Genomic DNA, 12,295 nt, shown 5'->3' on the forward strand with positions numbered 1-12,295 from the left:
CCGACGCCGGGTGGCGGGCGCGCCGCGCCGGGCCGGGCCCGGACGGGCCGGTCCGGTGAGCCGGTCAGGCGAGCCGGTCGGTGGCCGGGTCCGCGGCCGGGTCCGCGGCCGCGCCGGCAGCCGGGTCCGCGGCCGGGTCCGCGGCCGCGCCGGCAGCCGGGTCGGCGGCCGGGCCGGCAGTCGTGTCGGCCCGGAACATCGCCGCCGCCTCGGTCAGCACGCGCGCGGCGGCGTCGTCCAGCGCGCCCTCCGCGAGCGCGGCCGTGCCGACGCGCCGGGCGGCCCACGCGCGGGCGAGCGCGTCGCGGGCGGACGCCGCGTCGGCGCCGGGCACCGCCTCGAGCACCGCGGGCAAGAGCCAGTCGACGTCCACGGTGCCGCTCGGCGGCGCGAAGACGCGTTCACCGCTCACCCAGTCGGTCGGCCCGAGACTCATGCGGGCAGTGTGGCAGCCGCCCCGCCCTTCTGCCCCTCCAGCCCCTCCTCTCCCGGCCCTCCGACGTCCAGATGCTCGGATGCGAGCGTGTGACGCAGACGGGGACGTACTCGACGCCGGGTTCTGCACGGATGCTCGGAGCGGCGTGCCGTCGCCCTCCCGTACCGTCACGCGCATGATCGCAAGCCCCCCGCCCGGCACGCGCGCGCGGATCTGGCTGGTCGACGCCTTCGCGACGCGCCGCTTCACCGGGAACCCGGCCGCGGTGGTGCTGCTCGAGGAGTTCGCCGACGACGCGCTGCTCCAGGCCGTCGCGGCGGAGAACAACCTCGCCGAGACGGCGTTCCTCGTCCCGGGCGAGGACGGACGCCACCGGCTGCGCTGGTTCACGCCGGTGGTCGAGGTGCCGCTGTGCGGGCACGCGACGCTCGCGTCGGGCGCCGTCGTGCTCGAGCGGCTCGAGCCGGGACGCGACGAGGTCGTGTTCGAGACCGCGAGCGGCCCGCTCACCGTGGCGCGCGACGGCGACGGGTACCGGATGGACCTCCCCGCGCGGACCGTGACCCCCGTCCCGACGCCGCCCGCGCTCACCGCGGCGCTCGGCGTCGCCCCGGTGGAGACCGCCGTCGACGGCGGCAACTACCTCGCCCTCCTCGCGACCGCGGACGACGTCCGGTCGCTCGTCCCCGACCTCGCCGCGATCGCGCGGCTCGACCGGACCGGCGTCGTCGTCACCGCGGCCGGCGACGGGCCGTACGACCTGGTGAGCCGCTACTTCGCGCCGGCCAAGGGCGTCCCGGAGGACCCGGTGACCGGAGGTGCGCACTGCGCGCTCGTGCCGTTCTGGGCGGCACGCACCGGCCGGGCCGAGCTCCTCGCACACCAGGCGTCGCGGCGCGGGGGCGAGCTGCGCTGCCGCCTCGTCGGCGACCGCGTCCACCTGCACGGCGCGTGCGTCTTCTACCTCGAGGGCGAGATCCAGCTCTGATCGGTTCTATTGGCCCGCCGCCGCGGGCTCGGAGTGCTGGGGCGCCGCCCGCCATAGACGTGCGGCGCATGTGACGCGTGGGGCTGGTGCGACTCGTGCGAGCCCACCCACAGTCTCGTGAACCCCACCAGCACCATGCGCCGCACGTCTGCTTCGACGAACGTCGTCCGGCCGGGCACTGGGCTCGCACGCGTCGGACCGCGCCCTGCGTGAATGGCGGAGCGCCGTCGCGTGAGGTCGGGGAGAATGGTCCGTCGTGAGCGAGGAGCCCCAGAGGTCGGCCGCGGACCGGTCCCGGTCCGGGCAGCGCCGACCCCGCGGGCGGCGCGGTCCGCGCCAGCCCGGCGCTGACGGCGCCCGCACCGACCGGCCCCGGGAAGGGACCGGCCCCCGGGCCGTGCACGACGCCGGCCGCGAGGCCGCCCGCCGCGCCCGCCGCGCCGAGGTGCGCCAGGGCGTCGTCGTGCCGCCGATCACCTACCCCGAGCAGCTGCCGGTCTCCGCGCGCCGCGAGGACATCGCGGCCGCGATCCGTGACCACCAGGTGGTGATCGTCGCGGGCGAGACCGGCTCGGGGAAGACGACGCAGCTGCCCAAGATCGCGCTCGAGCTCGGCCGCGGGCGTGCGGGTCAGATCGGCCACACGCAGCCCCGTCGGATCGCCGCGCGCTCGGTCGCCGAGCGCATCAGCGAGGAGATCACCGGCGGCTCGGGCGCGCTCGGGTCGATCGTCGGGTACCAGGTCCGCTTCACCGACCAGTCGTCGGAGGAGACGCTGGTCAAGGTCATGACCGACGGCATCCTGCTCGCGCAGATCCAGCGCGACCCGCAGCTGCTCGCCTACGACACCCTCATCATCGACGAGGCGCACGAGCGCTCGCTCAACATCGACTTCATCCTCGGCTACCTCACGCGCCTGCTGCCGAGGCGCCCCGACCTCAAGGTCGTCATCACGTCGGCGACCATCGACTCGGCGCGGTTCGCGCGCCACTTCGCCGGCCCGCCGACGCCCGAGCACCCCGACGGTGTCCCCGCGCCCGTGGTCGAGGTGAGCGGTCGCACCTACCCGGTCGAGGTCCGGTACCGCCCCCTGCGCCCCGACGACGACGTCGCGCCCGGGGAGGACGACGACCTCGACCTGCCCGACGCCCCGCTCCGGCGCGCGCCCGGGCGCCGCTCCGACGTCGAGGAGCGCGACCTCATGACGGCGATCTGCGAGGCGGTCGACGAGCTGTGCGCCGAGGGGCCGGGCGACATCCTCGTGTTCCTCTCGGGCGAGCGCGAGATCCGCGACGCCGAGGACGCGCTGAGCAGCCACCTCGGCCCGCGCGCGCTGGGGAACGGTCCGGCGGTCCCCGGCTCGGTCGAGCTCCTCCCCCTCTACAGCCGCCTCTCCGCGGCCGAGCAGCACCGCGTGTTCGAGCCGCACCAGCACCGCCGCGTCGTGCTCTCGACCAACGTCGCCGAGACGTCGCTCACCGTGCCGGGCGTGCGCTACGTCGTCGACCCTGGGACCGCGCGCATCTCGCGGTTCTCCAAGGCGACCAAGGTCCAGCGCCTGCCCATCGAGCCCATCTCCCGGGCGAGCGCCAACCAGCGCTCCGGGCGCTGCGGCCGCGTGGCCGACGGCATCGCGATCCGGCTCTACTCCGAGACCGACTTCGCGTCGCGGCCCGAGTTCACCGAGCCCGAGATCCTGCGGACGTCGCTCGCGTCGGTGATCCTCCAGATGGTCGCCGTGGGCGTCGCGTCCACGCCCGACGACGTCACGCAGTTCCCGTTCGTCGAGCCCCCGGACGTGCGCGCGGTGCGCGACGGCGTCCAGCTCCTCACCGAGCTCGGCGCGCTCACCCCTGCGGCCGAGGGCACGCGCCTCACGGAGACCGGGCGCGCGCTCGCGCTGCTGCCCATGGACCCGCGGCTCGCGCGCATGATCGTCGAGGGCGGCCGACGCGACGTCGCGCGCGAGGTCATGGTGGTCGCCGCCGCGCTGTCCATCCAGGACCCGCGCGAGCGCCCGGTCGAGCAGCGGCCCCAGGCCGACGCGCTGCACGCGCGCTTCGCCGACCCGACGTCGGACTTCCTCACGTACCTCAACCTGTGGACCTACCTGCGCGAGCAGCAGCGCGAGCTGTCGGGCAGCGCCTTCCGCCGGCTGTGCCGCGCCGAGCACCTCAACTACCTGCGCGTGCGCGAGTGGCAGGACGTCGTCGCGCAGCTGCGCGAGATGGCCAAGCCGCTGGGCATCGTCGTCCGGCCGCCCGTGAAGCCCGCCCCGCTGCCCGGGCGCGCCGCCACGACGTCGCAGCAGGCGAAGGTGGACGCGTCGCTGCGCGAGCGGCGGACCGGTGAGGCGCAGGCCGAAGGCCCTGCCGCGGAGACGGCGGAGTCCCTGCGTCTCGCGTGGGACGGCGACCGCATCCACCAGGCGCTGCTCGCGGGCCTGCTCTCGCAGGTCGGCATGCAGGAGGTCACCGAGGTCCGCGCGAACGCGCCCGTCAAGGGCCGCGAGGGCCGGGCGCAGCGGCGGCCGCAGGCGCGCAACGAGTACCTCGGCGCGCGCGGCGCGCGGTTCGCGATCTTCCCGGGCTCACCGCTGTCCCGGAAGCCCCCCGCGTGGATCATGGCCGGCGAGCTCGTCGAGACGTCCCGGCTGTGGGCGCGCGACGTCGCGCGCGTCCAGCCCGAGTGGGCCGAGGAGCTCGCGCCGCACCTGGTCAAGCGCACGTACTCCGAGCCCGCCTGGTCCACCAAGCAGGGCGCGGCCATGGCGACCGAGCGCGTGCTGCTCTACGGCGTGCCGATCGTCGCCGGGCGCCGCGTCCTCTACGCGAAGGTCGACCCCGATCACGCGCGCGAGCTCTTCCTGCGGCACGCGCTCGTCGAGGGCGAGTGGACCACGCACCACGAGTTCTTCCACGCCAACCGGCGCCTGCTCGCCGAGGCCGAGCAGGTCGAGCACCGCTCGCGCCGCCGCGGGATCGTCGTCGACGACGACGCCCTGTTCGCCTTCTACGACGAGCGCGTCCCGGCCGACGTCGTCTCGGCGCGCCACTTCGACCAGTGGTGGAAGGGCGCGCGACGGCGCGACCCCGACCTGCTGACGTTCTCCATGAGCATGCTCGTCGGCGACGCCGAGGTCGACGAGGGGCAGTTCCCGTCGGTGTGGCCGCAGGCCGACCTGCGCCTGCCGCTGACCTACCAGTTCGAGCCGGGGACGGAGGCCGACGGCGTGACGGTGCACGTGCCCGTCCAGGTGCTGCCGCGCGTCCGGCCCGAGGGCTTCGACTGGCTCGTCCCCGGCCTGCACGAGGAGCTCGTCGTCGCGCTCGTGCGCGCGCTGCCCAAGCCCGTGCGCGTCCAGCTCGTCCCCGCGCCCGACGTCGCGCGGTCCGTCGTCGCGTGGCTGCGCACGACGCAGCCGTCGTGGGAGGACACCGTGCGCGCGGCCGACGCGGCGCCGTCGTTCACGCAGGTGCTGGGCCGCGCGGTGCGCGAGCTGCGCGGGGTCGACGTGCCCGACGACGCCTGGGACACGTCGCGCCTGCCCGCGCACCTGCGCATGCGCTTCCGGGTCGTCGAGCAGCGCGGGCGGTCCGCCGTCGTGCTCGAGGAGGGCTCGGACCTCCTCGCGCTCCAGCGCCGCCTCGCCGCGCGCTCGGAGGACGCCGTCCGCAGCGCTGTCCGCGACGCCGTCCGCCAGGCCGTCCGCGAGTCCGGTGCGGCCCCCGCCGCGGACGTCGCCACGACGTCGGGTCCGGGCGCGACCGACGCCCGGCACGCGCCGTCGTCCGCAGGGCCGCGCCCCGCCCCCGGCGCTGGGCTCGAGCGCACCGCTCTCACCACCTGGCCGGACGGCCTGCCCGAGGGGCGGCTCCCCGACGTCGTCAGTACGACGGCGGCCGGCGTGACCGTCCACGGATACCCCGCCCTCGTCGCGGGCGAGCGCGGGCGGGGCGGACGCCGGCCGGTGGACCTGCGGGTCCTCGCGACGGCGGCCGACCAGGCGCTCCGGCACCCCGCGGGCGTGCGGGAGCTGCTGCTCGGCGAGCTCGCGCTCGCGACGGGCCGCGTGACGAGCCGGTGGACCACGGCCGAGTCGCTCACGCTCGCGGCGAGCCCGTACCCGACGACGGAGGCGCTCGTCGTCGACCTCCAGCGCGCGGCCGTCGACGCGCTCGCCGACGGGGCACCGGGCGCGGCGTCGGGCACCGCGGGGGTCCGCGACGCCGAGGCCTACGCCGCGCTGCGCGCGCACCTGTGCGACCGGCTCGAGGACCGCACGTACGCGGCCGCGCGCGACCTCGTCGCCGTCCTGGGCGCGGCCCGCGAGCTCGACGCCGAGCTCCGCGCCGCCACGAGCCTCGCGCTGCTGTCGACGGTCACGGACGTGCGCGCCCAGCTCGACGCGCTCGTGCACGACGGGCTCGCGAGCGCGGCGGGCGCCGCGCGGCTGCCCCACCTCGTGCGGTACCTGCGCGCGGCGCGCCACCGCCTCGGCAAGGCGGCCGCGGACCCCGGCCGGGACCAGGCGCTCGCGTGGCAGGTCGCCGAGGTGCAGGACGCGTACGAGGACGCGCTCCGTGCCCTGCGCGCCGGATCGCCGGACGCCGCCCGCGCCGCGCGGCTCGAGGAGGTGCGGTGGCTCGTCGAGGAGCTCCGGGTCAGCCTCTTCGCGCAGCAGCTGGGCACCGCCCAGCCCGTCTCGGCGAAGCGGATCCGGACGGTCCTCGCGGGCTGACCGCGGCTGCGGGCCGCGCTCGGGGCGCGGTCGGGGCGACGACGACGCCCGCCGCGGGAATCACCCGTGGTCTCACCCACTGCCGCACTCCCCCACGGACCGCCCAGGGCCCTACATTGACCCCCATGACGGACATCGACAGCGAGGTCACGCTCGCCCGAACCGCCCTGAGCGGCCCGGCGGCCGCTGCCGACCCCGAGCTGCTCGGCGCCGTGCGCAGCGGGCTCCTGTCCGTGCCGACCGAGCACGTCGAGCTGCGCGTCGCGCCCCCGGCCGACCCGGCGGGGCTCGCCGTCCGCCGCCGCGAGGCCGTCTGACCGCGGGCGCACGGCCCCACGCACGACGACGGCCCGGGTCCCGCAGGACCCGGGCCGTCGCCGTGTCCGCCGCCGGGCTCAGCGTCGGGCGGAGCGCCGGAAGAGCACGACCGCGGCCGCACGCGCCACGACGAGGATCCCCACGCACCAGGCGAGCGCGACCCACGGGTCCGCGCCGGGCCAGCCGAGCAGCCACGCCCGCACGGTGTCGGTGACCGGCGTCACGGGCTGGTGCTCGGCGACCGCCTGGAGCACGGCCGGCATCGTGTCCGTCGGGACGAACGCGCTCGACAGGTACGGCAGGAACTGCAGCGTCATCGCGTACCCGCTCGCGGCCTCCGGGCTCGACGCGACGAGGCCGAGGCACACCGCGACCCAGGTGAACGCGAGGACGTACAGCACGATCAGTCCCGCGACCCGCAGCCAGTCGCCCGGCCCCGCGGCCGCGCGGAAGCCGACGAGGTGCGCGAGGCCGACGACGAGCGTCGTCGCGAGGAGGTTGCGCGCGACGCCCGCGACCACGTGCCCCGTGAGGACGGCGGCCGGGTGCACCGGCGTCGTGCGCAGCCGCTCGACGAGGCCCTCGGTCATGTCCGCCGCGACCGTGACGGCCGTGCCGGCGGCACCGAAGCCCGCGCACAGCAGGACGATGCCGGGCACGACGTAGTCGACGTACGCCGACCCCGTCTCGATCGCGCCGCCGAAGACGTATACGAAGAGCAGCAGCAGGATCACCGGCAGGGCGACGGACAGGAACAGTGCGTCCGGCTCGCGCAGCGTGCGGCGCAGGCTGCGGCGCACCATCGCCGCGGTGTCGTGGACCGTCCAGCCGAGGCGCGGGCGCCAGGGCGCGGGCGCGGGAGCCGCGGTCGGAGGTGCGGCGAGCGTGGTCATGACGCCTCCTGGAGGGTGCGGTCGGCGGGCGCGGGCGCCCCGGTGAGCGTGAGGAAGACGTCGTCGAGCGTCGGGGCGCGGACCTCCCAGTGCTCGACCGCGAGCAGGCGCTCCTCGACGTCGGCCAGGATGCGCCGCACGTCCGCGACGGAGCCGTCCGTGCGCACCCGCTCCCGGCCGCCGTCCGCGAGCGTCAGCTCGACGTGCGCCTCGCCCACCTGGCGCTTGAGCGCGGCGGCGGTGCCCTCGGCGATGACGCGCCCGTGGTCGAGCACCGCGACGCGGTCGGCGAGCTGGTCCGCCTCGTCGAGGTACTGCGTGGTGAGCAGCACGGTCGTCCCGTCGGCGACGACGTCACGGATGACCTGCCACAGGTCGTTGCGGCTGCGGGGGTCGAGGCCCGTCGTCGGCTCGTCGAGGACCATGAGCGCGGGCCGTCCGAGGAGGCCCGCGGCGAGGTCGAGACGACGGCGCATGCCGCCCGAGTACGTCCGCACGAGCCTGTCCCGGGCGTCGACGAGGTCGAAGAGCTCGAGCAGCTCGGCGCAGCGGCGGCGCGCCGCGCGGGGGTCGAGGTGCGCGACGCGGCCCATGAGCCGCAGGTTCTCCGCGCCCGTGAGCAGGGGGTCGAGCGCGGCGTACTGGCCGGTGAGGCCGATGCGGTGGCGGACGGCGGCCGCGTCGCGCGTGACGTCCAGCCCGTCGACGCGCACCGTCCCGGCGTCGGGACGGAGCAGCGTCGCGAGGACGTGGACCGTCGTGGTCTTGCCGGCGCCGTTGGGCCCGAGCAGCGCGACCACCGAGCCCCGCTGGACCTGCAGGTCCATCCCGGCCAGCACCCGCGTCGGGCCGTAGGCCTTCTCGAGCCCGGCGATGTCGACCATCGTCGTCATGGAGGCTCCTTCTGTGTATGGGGTACGCGATTAGTTGGTGTGTATGTTGTACACAGATGCGCGGACGGGCGTCAAGGGAGGTCGGGTGAGCGGCACCGGGGACGGCGCGGCGGACGCGGGGCACGCGGAGGCGGCCGCGGCGCGCCGCGAGGCCGAGCTCCGGCGCGCCGACGAGGACAAGGCGGCACGAGCCGCGGCCAAGGAGGCGCAGCGGGCCGAGCGCGACGCCGCACGCGAGCAGCAGCGCCGCCAGGCCGAGCTCGAGCGCGCCGTGCGCGACGCGGAGCGGGAGGCGACCCGGGCGCAGCGCGAGGCCCGCCAGATCCTCCACGCGCGCGCGACCGCGGAGCAGGCCGGGCTCACGGCCGCACCGCCCGCCGCGGACGCCCCGCTGCCGCCCGAGCTCGCCCTCCTGTGGCCCCGGCCCGCCGCGCCGCGCCGCGGACCGCGGCCGGGTCTCGACCTCGACGCGATCGCGGCCGCGGGCGTCGCGCTCGCGGACGAGGAGGGGCTCGCCGCGGTCTCGATGGCGCGCGTCGCCGAGTCCCTCGGGGTGACGACGATGGCCCTCTACCGCTACGTGCCGGGCAAGGACGACCTGCTCGCGCTCATGTACGACCTCGCGCTCGGCCCCGTGCCCGCGGGCCCGGCGCCACCGACCCCGCTGCGCGACCGGCTCGAGCAGTGGTGCCGGGACCAGCTGAGGACGCTGCACGTGCACCCCTGGCTCGCCGAGGTGCCCACGAGCCCGCGCCTCGGCCCGAACCAGCTGCGGTGGCTCGAGCGCGGGCTCGACGCGCTCGCCGACACCCCGCTGGACCCCGGCACGCGCACGGCGGTGGTCGGGGCCCTCTCGCTGCACGTCCTCAGCGAGGGGCGGATCATCGCGGAGATGAGCCGGCAGCGGAGGCGCGCCGCGGCCCTCGCCGCCGGCCGGGACGCCGACGGCCCCGAGGTCGCGCACCCCGCCCTGCTCGACTATGCCGGGCTGCTGCGGCGGCTCACGACGCCCGAGAGCCACCCCGCGATCGCCGCCTCGCTCGCCGCCGGCGGCTTCGACGACCCGCGCCCCGACGACGACGACGGCGCCCCTGTGGACGGCGCGTCGCCTGGGGACGACGCCGACCTCGGGTCAGGGCTCGGCTTCATGCTGGACGGCATCGAGGCGCTCGTCCTCCGCGCGCAGCAGGCGCACGGCCCGACGGCGCGGGACCGCGGCCCGGCCGCGACGGAGGAGGACGCATGAGGTGCTTCGGCGACGGGGACGCGCTCTACGAGGCGTACCACGACACCGAGTGGGGGGTGCCCGTGCGGGGGGAGGCCGAGCTGCTCGAGCGCTTCTGCCTCGAGGCCTTCCAGTCGGGCCTCGCGTGGATCACGATCCTGCGCAAGCGCCCCGCCTTCCGCGACGCGTTCGCGGGCTTCGACCCGGACGCGGTCGCGCGCTTCGACGACGACGACGTCGCCCGCCTGCTCGGCGACGCCGGCATCGTCCGCAACCGCGCCAAGATCGAGGCGAGCATCGCCAACGCGCGCGCGGTCGTCGGGCTGCGCGACGCGGGGCGCAGCCTCACCGAGCTCGTGTGGGCGCACGCGCCCTCGGAGCGCGTGCGCCGGCCGCGTGCGGCGACCTTCGCCGAGGTGCCGGCGACCACGCCCGAGTCGGCCGCGCTGGCGAAGAGCCTCAAGGCCGTCGGCTTCCGCTTCATCGGCCCGACGACGGCCTACGCGGCGATGCAGGCGTGCGGCCTCGTCGACGACCACCTCGCGGGGTGCCCGGTCGTCGCCTGAGCACCCGCCCGCCGGGCGCTCTCCCGGGTCCGTCCTTACGCTCGCGACATGGAACCCAGCCGCGCGCCGTCCCTCTGGACCGACAGCCTCGGGCGGGCTGCCGTGCGCTGCGCGCAGGTGCTCCTCGTGCTCGCGCTCGTCGCGTGCGCGGTGTGGGGGCTGCGCCAGCTCAAGCTCGTCGTCATCCCGGTGCTCATCGCCGCGATCGTCGCCGCCGCCGTCAGCCCGGTCGTGTCCTTCCTGCGTCGGCGCGGGCTGCCCGCGGCGGTGGCGACGTGGGCGGCCCTGCTCACCGGGATCGGCGCGCTGGCGGCGGTCCTCTGGCTGGTCGGGCGCGGCATCCGCAACGAGTGGGACGAGCTCCGCGCGTCGGCCGAGGCTGGGTTCGACGAGCTCCAGACCTTCCTCGCCGAGGGCCCGCTCGGGATCGACGAGCAGCAGATCAGCGCCGCGCGCGACCAGGCGCGCGAGCTGCTCGCGAGCGACGCGGTCCAGTCCGGGGCCGTCGCCGGCGCGAGCGCCGCCATCGAGGTCGTGGCCGGTGTGCTGCTCGGCGTCGTCGTGCTGTTCTTCCTGCTCAAGGACGGCCGCAGCATCTACGCGTTCTTCCTCCGGCCGCTCGCCGCCGGGCACGAGGAGCGCGCGTGGCGCATCGGGAACCGCTCCGTCGCGGTGCTGGGCGGCTACGTCCGGGGCACGGCGATCGTCGCGCTCGTGGACGCGGTCGTCATCGGGGTGGCGCTCGTCATCCTCGGCGTCCCGCTCGCGCTGCCGCTCGCGACCATCGTCTTCCTCGGCGCGTTCGTGCCGCTCATCGGCGCGACGCTCGCGGGCGTGCTCGCCGTCCTCGTCGCGCTCGTCGCGAACGGGCCGGTCACCGCGCTCATCGTGCTCGCGGTGGTCATCGCCGTGAACCAGCTCGAGGGCGACCTGCTGGCGCCCGTGGTCATCGGCAAGGCGCTCGCGCTGCACCCGCTCGCGATCCTGCTCGCCCTCACGGCGGGCACGATCATCGCCGGCATCGTGGGCGCGCTGCTCTCCGTCCCGATCGCCGCCGTGGCGTGGGCGGTGGTCAAGGAGTGGCACGGGACGTCCGACGACGAACCGGCACCCGCCCGCCGCCTCCGGTGGCGGGCGTCCCGCGGCCGGCCCGGGGACCTCCGCGGCCAGGCCTTCGACCGGGCGAGCGCGCCCGGCCGCCGCACCGAGGAGGGGGACGCACCGTGACGCTGCGCTGGTACTCCGTCGTGGTCGAGGCACGCGACCACCGCGCGCTCGCGGCCTGGTGGGCCGAGGCGCTCGGGTGGGAGACCGCGTTCGCGACCGACGACGAGGTGGTGCTCGTGCCGCCGTGGGCGCGCGAGCTCGGGGGGACGCTGCCGTTCGAGCAGGTCCCGCCCGGCCTGGTCTTCGTGCCCGTCGAGCACGAGAAGACCGGCAAGAACCGGCTCCACCTCGACCTCGCGCCGCACACGTCGCTCGACCGCGACGCCGAGATCGCCCGGCTCCTCGCGCTGGGCGCGACGCGGGTCGACGTCGGGCAGGGCCCGGACGCGACCTGGGACGTGCTCGCCGACCCCGACGGGAACGAGTTCTGCCTGCTCTCGTCGCGCGACCGGTAGCGACGACGCGGCGGACCTCAGTCGCCGTCGGCGAGCGCCGACGCCAGGCGGTCGAACCGCTCGGCCCACGCCTGCTTGAGGTCGGCGAGGCCGGCGTCGTCGGCCGTGCGGTGCTGGACGGACAGGCGCGTGCGGTCGCCCGACGCGCCGTGCACGTGCATCGTCACGCGGCTGCCGTCGGGCCACCCCCAGCGCAGTGAGCGCACCGCACGGGTGCTGCGGAGCTCGGGCTCGACGTCCAGCCAGCGCCGGCGCCGGTCAGGGTCAGTGAGCCAGGTCAGCGTGACGTCGGTCGGCACCGGGAGGGTGCGCGTGACGTTGGCCTCGAACGCGCCGTCGGGTCGCTGGCCGGGCCGGCGCAGACCGCGGGCCTGCTCGTAGCCCACCGTGACGGACTGGGCCCACCAGCCGTCGACGCCCTGGTCGACCAGCCAGGCCGCGATGGGGCCGTGCGCCCACGATGCGGCGCCGGCCTCGTCGAGCGCGGAGAACCAGTCCTCGCGCGTGCGACCGGTGCGCTGGAGCACGGCCTCGGCGCCCACGCTCGCCTCGTGCCTACGGACGGGGTCCTTGACCCTGCGGAGCGGCTCCTTGACCATGCCTCACGGTAGCC

General features: G+C 76.5%; 11 protein-coding genes. 7 read left to right on the top strand and 4 right to left on the bottom strand.

Annotation, left to right across the window (positions count from 1 at the left end; translation table 11 throughout):
- Positions 1-64: 64 nt before the first annotated feature.
- Entirely contained in the window at positions 65-436 is a 372-nt protein-coding gene (locus JIG38_RS04440) for a hypothetical protein (protein ID WP_199422540.1), read from the bottom strand.
- A 175-nt stretch (positions 437-611) separates the two neighbouring features.
- Here JIG38_RS04440 and JIG38_RS04445 point away from each other — a divergent pair, with 175 nt between their 5' ends.
- From JIG38_RS04445 to JIG38_RS04455, 3 genes are all read left to right on the top strand, one after another.
- Entirely contained in the window at positions 612-1,424 is an 813-nt protein-coding gene (locus JIG38_RS04445; RefSeq protein ID WP_199422541.1) for a PhzF family phenazine biosynthesis protein, read from the top strand.
- Between the two features lie 256 nt (positions 1,425-1,680).
- A complete protein-coding gene (hrpA, locus tag JIG38_RS04450) occupies positions 1,681-6,165 on the top strand; it encodes an ATP-dependent RNA helicase HrpA (protein WP_199422542.1) in 4,485 nt (1,494 codons plus the stop codon).
- Between the two features lie 125 nt (positions 6,166-6,290).
- Complete coding sequence (locus JIG38_RS04455; RefSeq protein ID WP_199422543.1) at positions 6,291-6,482, top strand: hypothetical protein; 192 nt, start codon at positions 6,291-6,293, stop codon at positions 6,480-6,482.
- Positions 6,483-6,560: 78 nt separating this feature from the next.
- On the opposite strand, the gene JIG38_RS04460 is transcribed toward JIG38_RS04455, so the two are convergent.
- The gene (locus JIG38_RS04460; RefSeq protein WP_199422544.1) at positions 6,561-7,376 is read right to left on the bottom strand and encodes an ABC transporter permease; all 816 of its coding nucleotides are present in this window, start codon (positions 7,374-7,376) and stop codon (positions 6,561-6,563) included.
- Positions 7,373-8,269: an ATP-binding cassette domain-containing protein gene (locus tag JIG38_RS04465; protein WP_199422545.1), complete on the bottom strand. Its 897-nt coding sequence runs from the start codon at positions 8,267-8,269 to the stop codon at positions 7,373-7,375. The genes JIG38_RS04460 and JIG38_RS04465 overlap by 4 nt, the downstream gene beginning before the upstream one ends.
- A gap of 85 nt (positions 8,270-8,354) precedes the next feature.
- Between JIG38_RS04465 and JIG38_RS20615 the strand changes: the two genes are divergently transcribed.
- Genes JIG38_RS20615 through JIG38_RS04485 form a run of 4 tightly spaced genes read left to right on the top strand, consistent with a single transcriptional unit; the run spans position 8,355 to position 11,682 of the window.
- Complete coding sequence (locus JIG38_RS20615; RefSeq protein ID WP_199422546.1) at positions 8,355-9,515, top strand: TetR/AcrR family transcriptional regulator; 1,161 nt, start codon at positions 8,355-8,357, stop codon at positions 9,513-9,515.
- The gene (locus JIG38_RS04475; protein ID WP_199422547.1) at positions 9,512-10,060 is read left to right on the top strand and encodes a DNA-3-methyladenine glycosylase I; all 549 of its coding nucleotides are present in this window, start codon (positions 9,512-9,514) and stop codon (positions 10,058-10,060) included. Before JIG38_RS20615 ends, JIG38_RS04475 begins: the two co-directional genes overlap by 4 nt.
- Positions 10,061-10,108: 48 nt before the next feature.
- Complete coding sequence (locus tag JIG38_RS04480; RefSeq protein ID WP_199422548.1) at positions 10,109-11,287, top strand: AI-2E family transporter; 1,179 nt, start codon at positions 10,109-10,111, stop codon at positions 11,285-11,287.
- The gene (locus JIG38_RS04485; RefSeq protein ID WP_199422549.1) at positions 11,284-11,682 is read left to right on the top strand and encodes a VOC family protein; all 399 of its coding nucleotides are present in this window, start codon (positions 11,284-11,286) and stop codon (positions 11,680-11,682) included. The genes JIG38_RS04480 and JIG38_RS04485 overlap by 4 nt, the downstream gene beginning before the upstream one ends.
- 17 nt (positions 11,683-11,699) lie before the next feature.
- On the opposite strand, the gene JIG38_RS04490 is transcribed toward JIG38_RS04485, so the two are convergent.
- Positions 11,700-12,281, bottom strand: a complete 582-nt coding sequence (locus tag JIG38_RS04490) for a hypothetical protein (protein WP_199422550.1) — start codon at positions 12,279-12,281, stop codon at positions 11,700-11,702.
- Positions 12,282-12,295: the final 14 nt, after the last annotated feature.

Origin of the sequence: Actinotalea solisilvae, assembly GCF_016464425.1 — a bacterium.
Lineage (GTDB): Bacteria > Actinomycetota > Actinomycetes > Actinomycetales > Cellulomonadaceae > Actinotalea > Actinotalea solisilvae.